Raw genomic sequence first — 17,546 nt, 5'->3', positions numbered from 1 at the left:
CGGTTACGCCAGGACGCGCACGACCGTGCGGTAGCGCACCTCTCCGCCCGGCGGGAGCACGCGCACCTCGCCGTCCTGCTCGGCCCGGGCGCGCCCGGCGTCGCGGGACGTCGAGGGCTCGACGCCGAGCACGTTGGTGCCGGGCCGGGGGTCGCGCCACAGCACGAGCAGGGGCCACCCGTCGGTCTCCTGCTCCACCTCGACGCGCGTGCCGTCGGGTGCGCTCACGGTGACCGTCGCGGTCGGCCCGGGCGCGGGCCGGCAGTACAGCACGGTCTCCTCCCCCGCACCGTCGGCCGCGACGTCGAGCGTCCACGGCAGCGTCGGGGCCTCGCCGCCGTCGCGCGTCCCGACGGGCGTGGCCGTCGCGGACACCACCGTCCCCGGCCGCACCAGCGGGTAGCCGAGGTTCAGGTGGTGCCGGAACATGTGGGGCGCCGGGGCGAAGCCCTCGTTGGTGACGACGTCCTCGATCCACAGCTCGGGACGGTCGGTGCGGGCCAGCAGCCGGCGCCGCAGCCGCAGCGGCGGCGCACCGAGGTCGGCCTCGACGACCTCGCCGCGGATCTCGACCGCGGGCACGCCGTCGAGCGTGACCGTGCCCCAGCGCACGTGCTCGGCCGGGATGTGCCCGACCCGTCCGTGCAGGGGGTGGTGCACGCCGTCGACCGTCGAGGGCATCCCGGTCGACGCCAGGCCGCAGGTGCTGAGCAGGCCCCCGCCGAACGTCCGGGTCCACCCGGTGCCCTGCGGCTCGTACCGCTGCGACGCGACCGGCCCGCGTGCCGAGCGCCAGGCGAGGGGCAGGCCGGGCGCGTCGGCCCAGCCGACGTCCATGGCACGGTCGAGCAGCACCTCGAACGACAGGCCGCGCGGGTTGCGCACCAGGAGCACGGGGGCTCCGCGGCCGGGCCCGTCGTCCCGCACGAGGCGCTCGACGTGGACGAGCTGCGCCGGGTCGCCCACGAGGCGGCGCAGCGCGACGTCGGGGTCGCCGGCCGCGCGCGTCATCCCGCGCCCCGCACCTCGGCGGCGGCCGAGCGGCGCGCGCCCAGCGCGACCGCCGCGACCAGCACCGTGCCGGTGAGCACGTACTGCCAGTACGACGCGACGGCGAGCAGGTTGAGCGCGTTGGCCAGCACGGCGAACAGGACGGCACCGACGACCGTGCCGAACGTGGTCGCTCGTCCCCCGCGCAGGGCCGTGCCGCCGACCACGACGGCGGCGATGACGTTCATCTCGAAGCCCATGGCCATGTTGCCCTCGGCGGACGACAGCCGCCCGGCCATGAACACCCCGGCGAGCGCGAAGCAGATCCCGGCGACCACGAACACGCCGACCTTGACGCGCGCGACGGGCAGACCCGCGAGCTCCGCGGCGCGCTCGTTCGAGCCGAAGGCCCGCAGCGTGCGGCCGAAGTACGTGCGCTGCAGGACGAGGTACGTCACGAAGGCGAGCACGACCAGCACGAGGAACGGCACCGGCACCCAGCCGAGCGTGCCGGTGGTCGTGGCGCGGTAGTTGCTCGATGTGATGGGCACGACCTTGCCGGACGTCCAGATGAACGCCAGCCCGAGGAAGAGGTAGAGCGTGCCGAGGGTCGCGATGAACGGCGCGATCCGCACGTAGGTGACGAGCAGGCCGTTGAGCAGCCCGAGCCCGGCACCGATGAGCAGCGCGAGCGCGATGGCCGCGCCGATGGTCGTGTGCGGCAGGACGGTCGCGACCGCGATCGACGACACCGCGATGACGCCGCCCACGGACAGGTCGAGCAGGCCGGCGGAGATGAGCAGCGTCATGCCGCACGCCGCGAGCCCGACGAACGACGCCTGGAACAGCACGTTCGACAGGTTCCCGGTGCCCCAGAACGAGGGCCGCGCGAGGCCGACCGCGACGCACAGCGCGACGAGCACGACCACGAGGTAGTGCCGGGCGAGGAGCCGGCGGGCGACCGTCAGCGGTCCGGTGCGCGTGGCAACCGCGGTGCTGTCGGCGACCGTGGTGTCGGTGGTGGTCACGAGTGCCTCCCTTCGAGCATGCGGCGCACGGCGGCACGCTGCGCTCCGTCGATGCTGAGGGCGAAGACCAGCAGGCCCCCGAGCGCGACGTACTGGTAGAACGACGGGACGTTGAGCAGGTTGAGGCCGGAGTTGATCATCGACAGCAGCAGCGCGGCGATGAACGTCCCGATGATGCGCGGGCGCCCGCCGGCCATGCTGGTGCCGCCGAGGACGACGATCGCGATGGCCTGCAGCTCCAGGCCGGAGGCCACCGAGCCGTTGACGACGCCGAGCTGGCTGGCGAGCAGGACGCCGCCGACACCGGCTGCGGCACCCGCGACGAGGTAGGCGAGCAGCAGGACCCGGTCGACGCTGATGCCCGTGTCGACGGCCGCCTCCGGGGCGCCACCGACCGCGACGACGTGCTTGCCGAAGCGCATGCGGTCCAGCACGAACCACGCCACGGCGCCCAGGACGAGCGCCACGAGGAACGGCACCGGGACGCCGAGGACCGAGGTCGTGGCGGCCGACTTGAACGACGTCGAGGCGATCATGATCGGCGCACCGCCCGTGAACAGCAGGACGAGCCCGCGGAACACGCTCATGGTGCTCAGCGTCGCGACGAAGCCCGGCACCCGCAGGCGGGTCACGAGCACGCCGTTGACCAGGCCGAGCGCCGCGCCGACGGCCACGCCGACGACGGCACCGACCAGCGGGCCCGCGGCGTTGACGGCCGCGGCGGCGACGCACGCGGCGAGCGCCTGCGACGACCCGACGGACAGGTCGATCCCGCGCACCGCGATGACGAGCGTCATGCCGTAGCCGACGATCGCGAGGATCGCGGCGTTGACGAGCACGTTGGTGACGTTGGAGCCGGACGCGAAGTGCGGCACGAACGCGAGGCCCGCGACGAGCACGAGCAGGAACGGGATCAGCACGCCCGCGTTCTGCAGGACCCGCCGGCGGCTGTCGGCCTGCCGGGCGCGCTCGGCGGAGCGGGCGCGCTCGTCGGCGACGAGCCGCGTCGCGGTGGTGTCAGACATCGGAACCCTCCTGGACGGTCTGGCCCACCGACGCGCTGACGATGTTGTCCTCGGTGACGTCGCGCCCGTGCAGCTCGGCGACCTGACGGCCGGCGAAGTACACGGCGCACCGGTCGGTGATGGCGGCGAGCTCGGGGGCGTCGGAGCTGGAGACCACGACGGCGACGCCGGCCTCCGCGAGCTGCTTGACGAGCTGGTAGATGTCGACCTTGGCGCCCACGTCGACGCCGCGCGTCGGCTCGTTGAGCAGCAGCACGGCGCAGCCGGACAGCAGCGCGCGGCCCAGCAGGACCTTCTGCTGGTTGCCGCCCGACAGGTTGCCGATGAGCTGGCGGCCGTGCGGCACGCGGATGCGCATGTCGGTGCGCAGGCGCTCGAACTGGGCGCTCTCGTCGGCCGGCACCGGCAGCAGGCGGCGCAGCAGGCCGAGGCCGCTGCGGTCGCGCGAGACCATCGCGTTCTCGGTGACGTCGAGGTGCGGCAGGATGCCCTCGCCCTTGCGGTCCTCGCTCAGCATGAAGATGCCGTGGCGCACGGCCTCACGGCTCGATCGCAGGCGCACGGCACGCCCGTCGACCCGGACCTCGCCCGACGTGGCGGGCAGGTCGCCGAACAGCGCGCGCGTGAGCTCGGCGCGACCGGAGCCGACGAGCCCCGCGAGGCCGACGATCTCACCGGCGCGCACGCTCAGGTCGAACGGCTCGGCGACACCCGGCACGCGCAGGCCGCGGACCGTGAGCCGCTCCTCGCCGGCGTGCTCCGTGACCGCGCCGCGCTCGTACGTCTGGGGTGCGCGGCCGAGCATGTGCTCGACCAGCCGCGCCTCGTCGAGGTCGGCGGTCGGGGCGTGCGCGACGAGGCTGCCGTCGCGCAGCACGGCGACGTCGTGGCAGATCTCGAAGATCTCGTCGAGGTGGTGCGAGACGTAGACGACCGCCTTGCCCTGCTCGGCGATGCGACGCACGATCGCGTGCAGCCGCAGGATCTCGGCGCCGTTCAGCGCGGCGGTCGGCTCGTCCATGATGAGGACGTCGAACTCGCGGGACAGCGCACGGGCGATCTCGACCATCTGGCGGTCGCCGACGGTCAGCGAGGACACGGGGCGGTCGGGGTCGAGGTCGAGGCCCAGCTGGTCGAGCAGCTCGGCGGTGCGGGCGCGTGTCCCCGCGGCGTCGACGACGCCGGCCCGGGTGGACTCGTGGCCCAGGAAGACGTTGTCCGCGACGGACAGCTGCGGCACCAGGCGGAACTCCTGGCTGACGACGCTGATGCCGGCGGCCTGCGACTCGGCGGAGCCGCGGAAGGTCCGATCCTCGCCGCGCACGACGAGCCTGCCGGAGACCGGCTGCTCGATCCCGCCGAGGATGCGGATGAGGGTGCTCTTGCCGGCGCCGTTCTCGCCGACGAGGCCGAGCACCTGGCCGGGGGCGAGGTCCAGGGACACGCCCTTGAGCGCCCGGACCCCGGGGTACTCCTGGACCACGTCCAGGACCTGCACCACTGCCGTCATCGGACGACTCCTTGATCGACGGGGACGGGGGCGGGCCGGTCCGGCCCGCCCCCGTCGCGGGTCAGTCCTGCGAGGCGCGGGACGCGCGGAAGTCCGCGAGGTTCTCGGCGGAGACGATCTCGACCGGGAAGAAGATGGTCTTCGTGGCCGCGTCGTCGTAGTCCTCCTCGCCCTCGAGGAGCGCGAGGACGGTCTCGACCGCCTTGACGCCCTGGCCGTACGGGTCCTGGGCGACGGTGGCGCTCATGAGGCCCTGCTCGATGAGGTCGAGGGCGCCGTCGGCACCGTCGAAGCCGATGAGGATGAAGCCGTCCTCGACCGACTTGCCGGCCGTCTCCATGGCGCGCTGGGCGCCGATCGCGGAGTCGTCGTTCGCGGCGTAGATGACCGCCAGGTCGGGGTTGGCCGAGAGCATGTCCTGCGCCGCCGCGAAGCCGCCGTCGACGGTGTCGTTGCCGTCGAGGCTCGAGACGATGTCGAAGTTCTCGTGCTCGTCCAGGATCGAGACGAACTCGGCGACGCGCTCCTCACCGACGACCGAGCCGGCGTGCAGCTCGATGACGCCGACCTTGTGCGGGCCGGGGGTGTCGCCGAGCTGCTCGATGACGTGCTCGGCGGCGAGGGCGCCACCGCTGACGTTGTTCGACTGGATGTACGCGTCGTAGTCGCCGGCGGTGCCGATGTCGGCGATGACCACGGGGATCTTCGCGTCGTGCGCGGCGTCGATCGTCGACGGCAGGGCCGAGGGCTGCACGGGCGTCACGATGAGCCCGGAGATGCCCTGGTTGATGAGGTCGAGGCTGCCCGAGACCTGCTGCTGCTGGTCGGACTTCTGGTCGACGACGACGACCTCGACACCGGCCGCCTCGCCGCCCGCCTTGACGCCGGCGGCGTACGACTGCCAGTAGGGGTTCTGCAGGTCGTAGACGGAGTACCCGATCTTCAGCGGGTCCTTCTTCTCGAACTGCACGTCGGCGGCGGGGCCACCGCTCGTGGAGCCCGGGGTGGGCTCGTCGGCGCCGCTCGCGCAGGCGGACAGCAGCAGGGCGCTCGCGGCGGCGAGGGCCAGTGCACGGGACAGGTGTCGCACGTTGTCTCCTTCGACAGGTGTGTGGCGTGGAACGGGTCGGGCGGCCGGGCGGCCGCCCGTCAGCGGATGGCGGTCGTGAGCCGGCCGGTGTTGGCCGCGGGCGCGACGAACGCGTTGTCGTGCACGCCGGCCCACGACGGCAGGGGTGCCGGCTTGTCGTGCGCGTGCTCGGTGGGCTCGTGGCTGTAGGTCGAGACCTCGCGGACGACGAGAGGCGTGTCGGCGTCGGCCGGGCAGCGGAACGCGTGCAGGTGCTTGCGGTGCATGACGAACTTGGGGTCACCGGCACGCAGGCGCACGTAGCTGGTCAGGCGGGCGTAGGAGTCCTCGCGGCCCGCGGCGAGCGCGACGCCCTCGGGCCAGGCGTCGCCGACCGGCATGGGGCGGAACGCGAGCGGGGGCTCGTCGCCGACGGCCACGGGCTCGGGGTCGTAGAAGACCTCCATCTCCCCCAGCACGACCTCGTAGCTCTCGGTCTTGCGCTGGTGGAAGTGCGGCGGGCAGAACTTGCCGGGGTGGACGATCATGAGCTTGTCGCACAGGCCCGAGTACTCGGCGTGCTGCGCGCCGCCGGTGGGCAGACCGTCGACGGCGGGCTCGTTGAGGGACTCGAAGATCACCATGAGCTCGTACGCCTCGCGGGACCACAGGCCGTTCTCGAAGGCGGCGTACTGGTCCTCGCCGAAGACGATGCCCGCGGAGTCGTTCACCATGTCGGGCGTGATCGGGTAGCGCAGCGCGCGCGCCAGACTGGCCGCCTCGTTCAGCCACTCGTCGTACTCACGTCGGGTCACGTACGTCCTGGCCACGTTGCCGTCCTCCGTCTGACACGCGCCGCGCCCGTACCGGGCCGGCGGATTGAACCGGTTCATTCTGAACCGGTTCAAGAGTCCCCGGGCCGACAGGGACTGTCAACAACGGCTCCGGCGGCGTCGCCGTCAGCGCAACCTTCAGGCGTTACGGGAAGCCTGCACCGCTCTGGCTCGAGCCCCTGACGACCAGCCGCGGCTGGAACTCCACGTGGGCGCCCGGCTCACGCTCGCCGGCCTCGAGCAGCAGCGCCGCCGCCGCGACCCCCATCTCGAACGACGGCTGGTGGACCGTCGTCAGCGGGGGGTTCAGCGCCGGTGCGAAGTCGGTGTCGTCGTACCCCACGAGCGCGACGTCGTCCGGCACGCGCAGCCCGCGCGCCCGCATCTCGAGCAGGGCACCGAGCGCCAGCATGTCGTTGACGCACATCACGGCGTCGATCGACCCGGCGTCGAGCAGCGGCGCGACCGCAGCCCCGCCCTCCTCGACCGTCAGGTCGGTCACCTCGACCTCGAGCATGACGTCCGCCGGGTCGAGCCCGCGGCGCACGAGCGCGTCGCGTGCGCCCTCGCGCCGCTCGGCACACCACGAGACGGACACCGGGCCGTTGACCAGCGCGATGCGCCGGTACCCGACGTCGGCCAGGTGCCCCATCGCCAGGCCCGCGCCGAGCACGTTGTCGAGGCTGACCCACGCACCGCCCGAGCCGGGCGACCGCCGGTCCAGCGTCACGACGCCGAACCGGCGCTCCTCGAACGGCGCCCAGTCCGACGCGCGGTCCACGATCGGCGCGACCACGAGCCCGTCGACCCCCTGGCTCTCGAGGTCGCGCAGCAGCCGCCGCTGACGTGCCGGGTCCTGGTGCGTCGACGCCACGAGCATCGTCAGACCGGCCACCTCGGTCACCGACTCGACACCGCGCAGCACCCCCGCCCAGAACGGGTTGCCGACGTCGGGCACCACGACGCCGATCAGCTCCGAGCGCCGGCTGCGCAGCTGGCCGGCCGCCCGCGACGGCACGAACCCCAGGGACCGCATCGACGACTCGACGCGCTCGCGCGTCTCGGCCGAGACGCGGGCCGGGCTGTTGAGGACGTTCGACACCGTGCCGAGCGAGACGCCCGCGTGCGCCGCCACGGCGCGCACGCCGACGATGCGTGTCGCACGGTCGGCACGGGACCTCGCGGTCATGAGTGCTGCGCCTCCCTCGTGCCCCGTCACCGAGGTCCCCCCGGGCGCCGGCGGACGCCCTGTCGGCTAGGGATACTACGGCGCGGCCGGGCGGCGCCCGTCACGTGCAGGCGCGTGGCCTGCGGTTCCGCGCCGCCGCGCGCCGCGCTCAGTCCAGGACGTGGCGCAGGTAGCGCTCCGGGGCGTCGAGGAAGCCGCGCCAGCCGACGACCAGGTCCAGGTCCTCCCACGCGGACTCGCGCAGCCCCCACTCGCCGACCTCGTAGACCGTCGCGCCGGGCAGCGCCGCGAGCAGGGGCGAGTGCGTCGAGAGGATCACCTGCGAGTCGTGCTGGACCAGGTCGTGCAGGTGCCGCAGCAGCGCGAGGCTGCCGGTGAACGACAGCGCGGACTCGGGCTCGTCGAGCACGTACAGGCCGGGGTACATCATCCGCGAGCCGATGAGCTCGAGGAACGACTCGCCGTGGGACATCTCGTGGAACACGGGGTCGTTGCCGGGGTGCTCGTCGAGGTACGTGTAGAAGCCGTGCATCGTCTCGGCCCGCAGGAAGAACCCGCGCCGCGGGGCACCCGCGCCCCGCACCAGCTGGACGTCGTGCGCGAACCCCGACTCGGTGGGGCGGGTGCGGTGCATCGACCCGGTCGACCCGCCCTCGGCCGCCATGCCGAACGCGGTGGCGATGCCCTCGACGAGCGTCGACTTGCCGGCCCCGTTGTCCCCCACCAGCACGGTCACCGGGCCGAGGTCCCAGCCCTGCTCGAGCACCTGACGCACCGCGGGGACGGTCAGGTGCCAGTCCCCGCCGCGCTCCGTGTCGAGCCCCGACACACCCGTCCGCGCCTGCACCCGACGCACGGGCAGCGTGCTCCAGGGACCTGTGCGCGCGACCATGCGCCCACCCCACCACGGACCGCCGACAGGGTCGAACCAGGCCCTCGACGCGCACTCGGGCAGCGCGAGCCGCGCTGCCCGAGGTCGGTGACCGGGGCGTCCGGGTGATTCCCCGGCGGCTGACGAGCCGCGGTGCGCCCTCGGCGGCGCCCGTCGGCGACCGCGACCTAGCATGCGCACATGATCGAGGCGGTCACGGGTTTCGTCGGTCCACTCCTCCTGGGTGTCATCGCCACCATGCTGGTCGAGGCCGCGACGGGGCGAACCCTCGGTGTGCTGGTGCGCCAGCGCTTCCGCCGTCGCGCGCGGCGCAGGCTCGAGCGACTGGGAACGCACGGCGATCTGATCCGGCGGGCGGATGAGTGCCTCTACACCATCGAGTTCGTCCCCGACGGGTGGCGTCACGACGATCTGCAGGTCAAGCACCGGCCCCGCGAGCTGTCGCGGGCACTGACCCGGGCCGATCCTCGCCATCTCCCTACATCCGCCTCAGGGCTGCTGGCGAAGATCGAGGCGGAGCGTGAGCGGCTCGCGGGCCCGGACGCCGACGGGTGGAACGGCGACTCGCTGGGCGTCGAGGCCATCCGGATGAGCCGGGTCGGGACGGAGGAACGGCCGAACCTGGTGCTGACCCTGGTCCCGTCCGACTTCGCGGCGGCGCAGGTGTGCAGCGCGCTCTGGCAGGAGCGTTTCGATGCCGACGGCACGGAGCCGCCCGCAGGGCTGGACCTCGATCGCCCGGTCCCCGGCATGGTGCACGCCGTCGGGCTCAATGCCACGGTGGTCACCGACGACGACCAGCTGATACTGGTTCGTCGGTCGTCGCGCGCCTCCAGCGGTCGCTCGGGTTGGCACATCTCTGTGAACGAGGGGATGCAGGATCGTGATCGAGACGCGCGGAACGCGCTCGATCCTCACCTCGGTCTCGTCCGAGGCGTCGCGGAGGAGCTTGGAGTCGACATCGACACCGAGAACGTCCGGTTCCACACGGCGATGTGGGACCTCCGGCGATACCAGTTCGGACTACTGGGACACGTCGACCTCGAGGGAAGTGGCATCACCGCTGCGGACATCGTCCTCGCACGCAGACACGGGCTCGCGCAGGACAAGTTCGAGAACTCCCGTCTGGTCGTCATCCCGTGGACGCTCGACTCGGTCGCGAAGGTGCTGGCCGAGGACGACTGGGTGGCGCACGGTTGGCTGAACCTCGTGCACTCGGCCATCTCGACGTTCGGCGCACGGGCCGAGCAGATGTACGAGCTCCTCGGCCAGGAAGCACCTCGTCGCCGCAGCCGTCGCTGACGGGCGCGCCTCGACGCAGAACGCACAGCAGCTGCTGGACGCGGCTACACGCCGGCGACGCGCTCCCGCAGCGTCACCACGCCCGGCCCGTCGAGCTCGTCCAGGTAGGCGGCCCGACCCGCCATGACCATGACGAGGGCGAGCGTCGACCCCGTGACGAGCGGGCCGTCCCCGGCGCGGAACGGGCCGTCGTCCGCGCGCAGACCGAGCCCCGCGACGCGCTTGCGGCTGTCCACGGTGAAGTCGCGCCGCGCGTAGAACTCGGCGACGGGCGTGAGCGCGTCGACGTCCGGCGTGCGCGTGACCCCCAGCGGCCTCCGGATGTCCTGCGCGTGCACGACGACCTCCCCCAGGTAGGCCGGCGTGTGGCTCGACGGAGCCGTGGTGCTGGTGACGACGGCGCGGAAGCGGTCGAGCGTCTCGGCGGGGGTCCGGCCGCGGTGCTCGTCGAGCCGTCGGCGGTTGTGCACGTCGGGGCGGAAGCGCGCGCCGAGCATGCTGCGCAGCCACTGCCACTGGTTGACGCTCGCCGCGGCGGTGAGGTGGGCGACGACCTCCTCGACGTCCCACTCGCCGCACAGGGTGCCGTGCCGCCACTGCTCGGGGCTCAGGTGGGCCAGGTCCTCCGCCAGGGCGGCGCGCTCGGCGTGCGCGAGCGCCCACAGCCGGTCGTCGGGGCGGTCATCCGCGACCTCGCTCATACGTCTCCTGGTGGCTCGCGACTCAGTGCTTCCAGATCAGTAGTGAACACTACTGTTTCCGAAGTACGCTGTGTCAATGGGGTCCCGACGCTCGTACGGCTCGTACAACGACGGCTGCGCCGCGGCGCACGCGCTCGACCTCGTCGGGGACCGCTGGACGATGGTGGTCGTGCGCGAGCTCCTGCTGGGTGCCAAGCGGTTCAGCGAGATCCAGCGCGACGTCATCGGCGTCGGGCCTGCCGTCCTCACCCAGCGCCTGCACGAGCTGGAGACCGGCGAGGTCCTGCGGCGACGGCGGCTGCCGAGCCGCGTCGACGTCTACGAGCTCACGGAGTGGGGTCGCGAGCTCGAGGCCGTCAACACGGCGCTGTCACGCTGGGCCGTCGCGTCGCCCGCGCTGCCCCGCGACGCCGACATGAGCCCGGACACCGTCGTCCTGGCGATGCGCGCCCACGCGCGGCCGGCCCCCGGCCTCGCGGACGAGCGTCGCGTCGCGCTGCACCTCACCGACTCCCGGCACGACGACTCCGAGCCGGTCACGTACCTCGCCACCGTGTCGGCGCACGGCACGCGTGTCGAGCGGTCGGCCGCACCCGGCCCGGTGGACGCGGAGGTGCACGCCACGACCCGGGCGTGGAAGGCGTGCGTGATCGGGGGCGCCCCCCTCGCTAACCTCGCGGACGTGCGGGTCACGGGCGACGAACCCGTCGTGCGGGCGCTGGTCGGGGCGACGTCGCTCGAGGACCGGGCCGAGCGGGTCGGGGAGCCCTGAGAACGCACCAGGCCGGACCCCTGAGGGTCCGGCCTGGGCTGACGTCCGGCGACGTCGCACGGCGGAGGATGGGGGATTCGAACCCCCGAGGGTGTTACCCCAACACGCTTTCCAAGCGTGCGCCATAGGCCACTAGGCGAATCCTCCTGGTGCCGCGCGCCCGCGTGAGCGGGCGTACTGCGGGTAGGAGTCTAGCCGAGGAAGGCGCGCGCCTCGTACGCCGGCAGCGGGCCCCCGGCACCGAGCACCGTCACGGCTCGATGCGCACGTCCGTCCCCCGCAGCGCCGCGCGGAACCCGTCGTCCTGCACGGTGACGTCCCGCAGGACCAGACCGTCCGGCATGCCCTCGATCTCGTGCTCGATCGTCACGAGCCGGCGCGCGAGCGCCCCGAACAGGTCGGCCAGGAACGCCGGCCCGCCGATGTCGACGGTGCGGGGCTCGATGACGAGACGGCCCGCCCGGACCGTGACGGTCCCGGTCGCCTCGACGTCGAGCACGCGGCCGAGGCCCTCGAACGTGCGGTGCACCGCCGCCTGGTCCGGGCTGCCCGGCACGGGTCCGACCCGCACGTCGGGGCCGATCTGCTCGGCGACGAGCGCGAACGGCACGGTGGCGTCGACCGTGAGCGCACCCGCGACCAGGCCGGACGCCCCCGTCCGCACGTCCTCGCCCGTCACCTCGACGTCGTGCAGCGTGCCGTCGGGCGTCGTCAGGGTGTCCGCGTCGAGCGTGAGCCCGCCCAGCCACAGGTCGCCCGCGGCGAGGTCCTCGGGCGGCACGTCGCCCGCGGGCTCGGCCTCCCTCGTCGGCCCCGCTGCCGGCTCCCCCGACGACACCGGCCGGGTCAGCGCGAACGCCGCGACGACGACCACCACGACCATCACCAGCACGGCGACACCCGCGCCGACCACACCGTCCACCAGCCGCCGTCGCTCCATGGGCGCAGTCTCGCCCGGCACCGCCGGGTGCACCCGGCGAACGGGCTCAGGGCGCCGGTGCGGACGTCGCGAGGGCCGCCTGCGCGGCGATCAGCCGCTCGGCGCGCGCGGTGATCTCGGCGGCGGGGCCACCCAGCTGCAGCGCGGTGAAGTTGAAGGTCCGCTTCGGACCCGTCAGCGCCGCGGTGATCGCGTCCGTGGGCACGTCCTGCGGCACGACGCCGACGAACCGCGTCCGCGTGGGGCTCATCCGCACGGTCGTCGGCATGCCGTCCACGAGGATCTGCGCCGGCACCTCGTCGAGCTCGGACGCGACGTCGTCGAGGCTGCTCGTGCTCGGCGCCAGCCGCTCGACGTCCTTGCGCACCTGCCCGCCGAGCTCGGCCTGCGTGACGAGCCTGCGCAGGCTCTTGTCCGCGGCGACGGCCTCGATCGCGGCGTCGGACAGCTCCTCGCCGCCCCGGGCGACGGCCTGCGCGTCGGCGGTCAGACCGTTCTTGCGCAGCACCCGCAGCACCGCGTCGCGGTTCTCCTCGATGAGGAACCGGGCGAACTCCTCGGGGTCGCCGATCCCGCTCGACGCCGACCGCAGCCCCTGCGCCGCCCCCCTGCCCGACTTGGCCTCCAGCACCGTGACCAGCTCGAGCGTCCCGTCGGGCAGCCGCCGCGCGACGACGCCGTCGGTGAGCTGGCGCCCGGCGAGGTCGGCGATGCGGTGGCCCTCGATGACCTCGAGGCCCGCGGTGTCGGCGACGCCCAGCACGTCGTCGGCGCCCGCGGCCATCCGGCGCGCGACGTCGACGTGCATGATCTCCTCGAAGAGCTGGCCCTTGACCTGGTTGACGTCCGCCCCCTTGGCCAGGACGCGGGCGATCGCGTCGTCGCTCAGGTCCAGACCGGCCAGGACGGTCCGGGCGCTCGCGAGCCGCGCCTCGGCGACCTGCAGGCCGGCCGCGCCGATCCCGAACCGACCGGCCGCCCGGGTCGCGAGCCCCTCGGCGACGTCCTCACCGAACGCCGTCGCGGCGCGGCTGCGGAACGCGGCGAGCGCGACCGCGTCGCCGTTCGCCGCCAGCGTGCGCGCGGCCGGTCGCAGCGCCCGTGCGACCGGCGCCAGGTCCACCATGAGGAACGCCGCGTCGAGCAGCACCCACGTCAGCGACGGCTCGTTGAGCGACAGGTCGGCCACGGCCTCGTCGAGGGCGACGTGCTCGGCTGCGGACTCGTCGAGGTAGCTGGTGATGCTGCCGTACAGGGAGGCCGCGCCCCACGCGGCGGCGACGGCCGCGCCCGCCGCCGGCGTGAAGAGCATGCCCGCCAGGAGGGTCGTGGTGATGGCCAGGGCCGCCGTGACCCACCCCAGGAAGGTCGCGTCGCTCTCGATCGCCTCGATCCGGGTCCGGATGGCCGCGAGCAGGGTCTCGTTCGTCACCCCGAGCCGCTCCTGGGTGATGCGCAGGACGTCGCGCATGTTCCAGACCTTGAGGTCGTCGTCGTCGATCGCGTCGCGGACCCGCTCGATGTTGGCCAGGACGTCGGTGACGGTCCCGCCGACCATCCCGCCGAGCGCCGCCGGGTCCGCCGACGCGAACGACCCCGGGACGTACGCGCTGGTCAGCAGGATCGGGTACGTCCGGCCGAACGAGTAGCGGGCCGCCTGGTAGATCGGCACCCGCTGCGCGAGCATCTGCCGGTTGCGGTCCAGGTTCGCGATGTCGACCATCACGGACTGCTCGTTCTCCGGCACCCGCCGCGCGAACTCCTCGGGCGTCAGGACGCCCGCGGCCGGGGCGTACCTCGACAGCGCGGACTCGGCGGCCTGGATCGACAGGGCGAGGGACTGCGGCGCGAGCTCGGCGAGCGTGCGGTCGGCCGCGAGCAGGCCCTCGACGTCCGGTGAGCAGACGAGCGCGGAGTAGCGCTCGAGCTCGCTGCGGGCCTCGCGCGCGTTGTGATCCAGCATCTCGATCGCGACCTGCTTGGCCTCGGCGAGGAAGCGGGCCGGGAACCACTCCTGCACGAGCCGCAGCAGCTCGCGCTCGTCGGCCACGTCCAGCGCGGCGAGCTCGCCCTCGATCCGCGCGGTGAGCTCGGCGTCCAGGGTCTGCAGCGCCCGCACCCGGGCCGCCGCGTCCACGTCCACCCCGGAGCGGTCGTGCTGGTCCGCCACGGCGGCGGCCAGCGCGGTGCGTGCCTCGTCGCGACGTGCGATCACGGCGACGAGGTCGGCACCGCCGGTCGCCTGGTCCAGCCGGACCCGGTCGGCCGGGTCGAGCGCGGGCAGCAGCAGCGGCGCGTAGCGGTCGGCGAGGTCGGGCCGCACGTCGTCCGTGGGGTCGCGGGCGATCGCGGACGACCGGGCCACCGGCGCCTGGGACGCGGCCGCGCCCGCACCCGCGACCCACTGCGGCGCCGCCCGCTCGGCGGCGACCTCGTGCGCGTCGCCCGGGTCGCTGACGGTGAGCCCCGACGACGCGGGCGCGGCGGGCGCCTGGACGGTGTGCACGAGCTCGTGCGCGAGCAGGTGCGACCCGGTCGGCGTGTCCGGCCGGTACTCGCCCTGGCCGAAGAACACGTCGGTTCCCACCGTGAACGCGCGTGCGGCGACCGCCCGGGCGAGGTCGGCCGCCTCCGCGTCGCGGTGCACCCGCACCCCGGCCACCGCGTCGTGGCCGGCGACGTCACCGAAGCGACCCTGCAGGTCCGGCGCGAGCCGCTCGCCCCGGCCGGCCCGGGCGCCGATCCGGTCGGCGACGGCGGCGTCGACGTCGCGACCGGCGGCCGTCGCACGCAGCAGCCGCACGGTCATGGCGTTGCCGCCGGCCTCCTGGAGCCGCGTCAGGGGCGTGGCGGGCACCGTCGGCGCGGTGCCCGGCGCTCGCGTACCGGCGCGGTCCGCCGAGCGGGTCGCGCGCCCCGGTGCCGGTCGTCGTGCTGCACCCGCGGTGCTCACCCGTCCATGGTCACAGATCCGCGGCGCCGTGGCGACGGTCACCGCGGACCGGGTCGGGGCCCGACCGCTCCGCGTCAGGCCGACGAGTCCGGCCGCCCCCGGCGGTCTACCCTCGCACCACCCACGACCCAGGGAGCCCCCGCATGTCCTTCCAGGCCTATCTCGACGCCGTCGAGGAGAAGACCGGTCTCACACCGCGCCAGCTGCTCGAGCAGGCCCACGAGCGCGGGTTCGACGCGTCCACCAAGGCCGGCCCCATCCTCGCGTGGCTCGCCGACGAGCACGGTCTGGGCCGCGGCCACGGCATGGCCATGGTGCACGTCATCACCAAGGGCCCCGCGATCTCGGACAAGCACGTCGGCACGACGGGGTCGCACCGCGACGCCTCGGACACGCTCTGGCTCGACGGGCGGGCGGCGCGCCCCGTGTGACGGCAGGCGCTCCCCCGCGCCGACGGCGGCCGGGTGCGCGGGGAGCGCTCGACGTCGGAGAAATGACCCGCGCCCCTGATCACCGCGACCCTAGAGTCCCGTCGTGACCGTGGAGCGGACCCTGGCACGGGTGGACGACGACCTGCGCACGGGTGACGTCGAGATGGCGCTCACCCGGCTGCGCAGCCTCGTGCGGAGCCTGCCGCACCGCCTCGACGCCCGTGAGCGGCTGGCCGACGTCCTCCGGCTCCAGGGCGACGCCGTCGAGGCCGGACGCTGGTCGTACCTCGCCGAGCACCGCGACGCCGACGAGGTGGCCGCGTTCGAACGCGCCTGCGGGGACGACCCCGTCCGGATCATGCGGGCGCTGCGGTGGCGTGGCGACGAGCAGGCCGCCGCGACCGCCTCGGCGCAGCAGCGGCTGCTCGACGTGCGCGCCCGCGCCGAGGCGCACGCGGGCAAGAAGCTCGACTGGACCTCGCCAGGCCGCGAGGTCGGTGGCTCCCGATGGGACCTGGCCGGGGTCGGGTGCTTCCTGGGTGGCCTCGTGCTCGTCACGCTGGTCGCGATCGGCGCGGCGACGGTGGTCGGCTGGATCCTCTGACGCCTCCCGACGGACCGCTCGTCAGGCCAGCGCCCCGCCCATCACCGCGAGCGTCGACGTCACGGTCCAGGTCGTCCAGCGCTCCTGGGTCCACCCGCGGTCCTCGACCAGGCGTCGCCACGACTCGTGGGAGTACAGCAGCTCGACGACGTCCAGCACGTGCTCCACGTCGAAGGGCCGCGGCACACCGCGCGCGGTGAGCAGCGCGAGCAGGCCGCGCGTCTCGGCGCGGCGGCGGGCGGTCATCGCGACGTACTCGTCGCGGACCTCGGCGTCGGTGCCGGCGGCGACGAGGAACGCCTCCCACAGGCGCACCGACCGGGCGTACGCGTCGGCGACGAACGCGGTCATGGTGCGCAGCAGGGCCTCCGGGTCGTCCGGCAGGGTCCCGGCCTGCGCGGCCGCACCGTCACCCAGCGAGTGCTCCCCCTCGGCGCCGGCGAACACCAGCTCGAAGGCCCGCACGAGCAGCTCACGCCTGGGGCCCTGGGCCTTGACCGTCTCCACCGGGACACCGGCCCGGCGGGCGATGCGGCCCAGGGTGGCGGCGTCGTAGCCCACGGCCGTGACCTCGTCCGCGACGGCCCGCAGCACGCGCTCGCGCGTGGCGGCGGCCGGCTCGGCGCGGACGGTCGAGCGGTCGGGGCGCGAGGACTCAGCCGTCACCGTTGCCCTCCCTCTCGGGGTGGTGAAATGCTCCGCGGGTCGCCGAGCAGCCTAGGGCCGACGGCGCGTCCGCACCCGCCCGGAAGGGGCCTCCATGCCCACCACCGTCGTCGCCGCGTGCCCGATGCACGCGCACGTCGCTCCGCTGCTCCCGGTGGCGCGCGGCCTGGTCGAGGCGGGACACCGGGTGCGCTTCCTCACCGGCGAGCGCTTCCGCAGCGAGGTGGAGGCGACCGGCGCCGAGCTCGTCCCCCTGCCGCCCGACGCGGGCTTCGACGAGCGCACGCTCGACGTCGACCAGCCGGACCGTGCCGGGCGCACCGGCATCGGCCTGCTGCGCTGGGACCTCACGCACATGTTCATCGGGCGCTTCGACGCGCAGGTCGCGGCGCTCGACGCCGTCCTCGACGGCTCGGTCGGCGCACTCGTCTTCGAGCCCCTGTTCCTGGGTGCGTTCGCGGTCGCGACGCGCCCGCGTGCGTCCCGGCCCCGCACGGTCGCCGTCTCGATCTTCCCGTCGGCGGCCCCGCACCCGGGCGTCCCGCCGTTCGGGCCGGGGCTGACGCCGCTGCCCGGCCTGCACGGCCAGCCGGACCGTGCCGGGCGCACCGGCATCGGCCTGCTGCGCTGGGACCTCACGC

16 protein-coding genes, 1 tRNA gene and 1 pseudogene are annotated in these 17,546 nt (G+C 74.1%); 5 read left to right on the top strand and 13 right to left on the bottom strand.

The genetic code is table 11. The annotated features are described in order from the left end of the window. Nucleotides 1-3: 3 nt before the first annotated feature. The 8 genes from H9657_RS16935 to H9657_RS16900 all read right to left on the bottom strand — a co-directional run bounded on the left by H9657_RS16935 (nucleotide 4) and on the right by H9657_RS16900 (nucleotide 8,536). Entirely contained in the window at nucleotides 4-1,011 is a 1,008-nt protein-coding gene (locus tag H9657_RS16935; RefSeq protein ID WP_191784608.1) for a DUF4432 family protein, read from the bottom strand. Then, complete coding sequence (locus tag H9657_RS16930) at nucleotides 1,008-2,018, bottom strand: ABC transporter permease (protein WP_191784607.1); 1,011 nt, start codon at nucleotides 2,016-2,018, stop codon at nucleotides 1,008-1,010. Before H9657_RS16930 ends, H9657_RS16935 begins: the two co-directional genes overlap by 4 nt. Continuing rightward, on the bottom strand, nucleotides 2,015-3,043 hold the full coding sequence (locus tag H9657_RS16925) for an ABC transporter permease (RefSeq protein ID WP_191784606.1): 1,029 nt from the start codon (nucleotides 3,041-3,043) through the stop codon (nucleotides 2,015-2,017). The genes H9657_RS16930 and H9657_RS16925 overlap by 4 nt, the downstream gene beginning before the upstream one ends. Next, nucleotides 3,036-4,553 carry a sugar ABC transporter ATP-binding protein gene (locus tag H9657_RS16920; protein WP_191784605.1) on the bottom strand — a complete coding sequence of 506 codons (1,518 nt, stop codon included), beginning with the start codon at nucleotides 4,551-4,553 and terminating at the stop codon, nucleotides 3,036-3,038. Before H9657_RS16920 ends, H9657_RS16925 begins: the two co-directional genes overlap by 8 nt. Before the next feature lie 61 nt (nucleotides 4,554-4,614). Continuing rightward, complete coding sequence (locus H9657_RS16915; protein ID WP_191784604.1) at nucleotides 4,615-5,643, bottom strand: substrate-binding domain-containing protein; 1,029 nt, start codon at nucleotides 5,641-5,643, stop codon at nucleotides 4,615-4,617. A 59-nt stretch (nucleotides 5,644-5,702) separates the two neighbouring features. Next, entirely contained in the window at nucleotides 5,703-6,437 is a 735-nt protein-coding gene (locus H9657_RS16910; RefSeq protein ID WP_225215541.1) for a cupin domain-containing protein, read from the bottom strand. Nucleotides 6,438-6,600: 163 nt separating this feature from the next. Then, nucleotides 6,601-7,644 (bottom strand): LacI family DNA-binding transcriptional regulator, encoded by a 1,044-nt coding sequence (locus H9657_RS16905; protein WP_191784602.1) that lies wholly within the window; start codon nucleotides 7,642-7,644, stop codon nucleotides 6,601-6,603. Nucleotides 7,645-7,792: 148 nt separating this feature from the next. Beyond that, nucleotides 7,793-8,536 (bottom strand): AAA family ATPase, encoded by a 744-nt coding sequence (locus H9657_RS16900; protein ID WP_191784601.1) that lies wholly within the window; start codon nucleotides 8,534-8,536, stop codon nucleotides 7,793-7,795. A 180-nt stretch (nucleotides 8,537-8,716) separates the two neighbouring features. On the opposite strand from H9657_RS16900, the gene H9657_RS16895 reads away from it, so the two are divergent. Continuing rightward, on the top strand, nucleotides 8,717-9,838 hold the full coding sequence (locus tag H9657_RS16895; RefSeq protein WP_191784600.1) for a hypothetical protein: 1,122 nt from the start codon (nucleotides 8,717-8,719) through the stop codon (nucleotides 9,836-9,838). A 44-nt stretch (nucleotides 9,839-9,882) separates the two neighbouring features. Here H9657_RS16895 and H9657_RS16890 read toward each other — a convergent pair whose 3' ends face one another. Beyond that, the gene (locus tag H9657_RS16890) at nucleotides 9,883-10,539 is read right to left on the bottom strand and encodes a maleylpyruvate isomerase family mycothiol-dependent enzyme (protein WP_191784599.1); all 657 of its coding nucleotides are present in this window, start codon (nucleotides 10,537-10,539) and stop codon (nucleotides 9,883-9,885) included. Nucleotides 10,540-10,615: 76 nt separating this feature from the next. Between H9657_RS16890 and H9657_RS16885 the strand changes: the two genes are divergently transcribed. After that, on the top strand, nucleotides 10,616-11,311 hold the full coding sequence (locus H9657_RS16885; RefSeq protein WP_191784598.1) for a winged helix-turn-helix transcriptional regulator: 696 nt from the start codon (nucleotides 10,616-10,618) through the stop codon (nucleotides 11,309-11,311). A gap of 62 nt (nucleotides 11,312-11,373) precedes the next feature. Here H9657_RS16885 and H9657_RS16880 read toward each other — a convergent pair. From H9657_RS16880 to H9657_RS16870, 3 genes are all read right to left on the bottom strand, one after another. Continuing rightward, nucleotides 11,374-11,458: transfer RNA gene (locus H9657_RS16880), tRNA-Ser, on the bottom strand. Nucleotides 11,459-11,561: 103 nt separating this feature from the next. Continuing rightward, the gene (locus tag H9657_RS16875) at nucleotides 11,562-12,251 is read right to left on the bottom strand and encodes an LmeA family phospholipid-binding protein (RefSeq protein WP_191784597.1); all 690 of its coding nucleotides are present in this window, start codon (nucleotides 12,249-12,251) and stop codon (nucleotides 11,562-11,564) included. A gap of 46 nt (nucleotides 12,252-12,297) precedes the next feature. Then, entirely contained in the window at nucleotides 12,298-15,108 is a 2,811-nt protein-coding gene (locus H9657_RS16870; protein ID WP_191784596.1) for an eCIS core domain-containing protein, read from the bottom strand. A 239-nt stretch (nucleotides 15,109-15,347) separates the two neighbouring features. Between H9657_RS16870 and H9657_RS16865 the strand changes: the two genes are divergently transcribed. After that, on the top strand, nucleotides 15,348-15,635 hold the full coding sequence (locus H9657_RS16865) for a DUF4287 domain-containing protein (protein ID WP_191784595.1): 288 nt from the start codon (nucleotides 15,348-15,350) through the stop codon (nucleotides 15,633-15,635). A 103-nt stretch (nucleotides 15,636-15,738) separates the two neighbouring features. Next, nucleotides 15,739-16,239 (top strand): DUF6584 family protein, encoded by a 501-nt coding sequence (locus tag H9657_RS16860; RefSeq protein WP_191784594.1) that lies wholly within the window; start codon nucleotides 15,739-15,741, stop codon nucleotides 16,237-16,239. A gap of 21 nt (nucleotides 16,240-16,260) precedes the next feature. Here the strand turns inward: H9657_RS16860 and H9657_RS16855 are convergent, their stop codons facing one another. After that, nucleotides 16,261-16,905, bottom strand: coding sequence for a TetR/AcrR family transcriptional regulator (locus tag H9657_RS16855; protein ID WP_191784593.1), 645 nt, complete (start codon nucleotides 16,903-16,905; stop codon nucleotides 16,261-16,263). A 94-nt stretch (nucleotides 16,906-16,999) separates the two neighbouring features. On the opposite strand from H9657_RS16855, the pseudogene H9657_RS16850 reads away from it, so the two are divergent. Beyond that, a pseudogene (locus H9657_RS16850) lies at nucleotides 17,000-17,546 on the top strand (glycosyltransferase); the annotation flags it as partial.

The organism is Cellulomonas avistercoris (assembly GCF_014836445.1).
GTDB lineage: Bacteria > Actinomycetota > Actinomycetes > Actinomycetales > Cellulomonadaceae > Cellulomonas > Cellulomonas avistercoris.
Note: the sequence above shows the minus strand (reverse complement) of the source record. Positions and strands in the feature narration are given on the sequence as shown.

What these genes read in the sequence shown, in the direction of transcription:
- H9657_RS16935 (WP_191784608.1), bottom strand. Translation starts at nt 1,011, where the DNA reads ATGACGCGCGCGGCCGGCGACCCCGACGTCGCGCTGCGCCGCCTCGTG.
- H9657_RS16925 (WP_191784606.1), bottom strand. Translation starts at nt 3,043, where the DNA reads ATGTCTGACACCACCGCGACGCGGCTCGTCGCCGACGAGCGCGCCCGC.
- H9657_RS16920 (WP_191784605.1), bottom strand. Translation starts at nt 4,553, where the DNA reads ATGACGGCAGTGGTGCAGGTCCTGGACGTGGTCCAGGAGTACCCCGGG.
- H9657_RS16905 (WP_191784602.1), bottom strand. Translation starts at nt 7,644, where the DNA reads ATGACCGCGAGGTCCCGTGCCGACCGTGCGACACGCATCGTCGGCGTG.
- H9657_RS16900 (WP_191784601.1), bottom strand. Translation starts at nt 8,536, where the DNA reads ATGGTCGCGCGCACAGGTCCCTGGAGCACGCTGCCCGTGCGTCGGGTG.
- H9657_RS16895 (WP_191784600.1), top strand. Translation starts at nt 8,717, where the DNA reads ATGATCGAGGCGGTCACGGGTTTCGTCGGTCCACTCCTCCTGGGTGTC.
- H9657_RS16890 (WP_191784599.1), bottom strand. Translation starts at nt 10,539, where the DNA reads ATGAGCGAGGTCGCGGATGACCGCCCCGACGACCGGCTGTGGGCGCTC.
- H9657_RS16885 (WP_191784598.1), top strand. Translation starts at nt 10,616, where the DNA reads ATGGGGTCCCGACGCTCGTACGGCTCGTACAACGACGGCTGCGCCGCG.
- H9657_RS16875 (WP_191784597.1), bottom strand. Translation starts at nt 12,251, where the DNA reads ATGGAGCGACGGCGGCTGGTGGACGGTGTGGTCGGCGCGGGTGTCGCC.
- H9657_RS16865 (WP_191784595.1), top strand. Translation starts at nt 15,348, where the DNA reads ATGTCCTTCCAGGCCTATCTCGACGCCGTCGAGGAGAAGACCGGTCTC.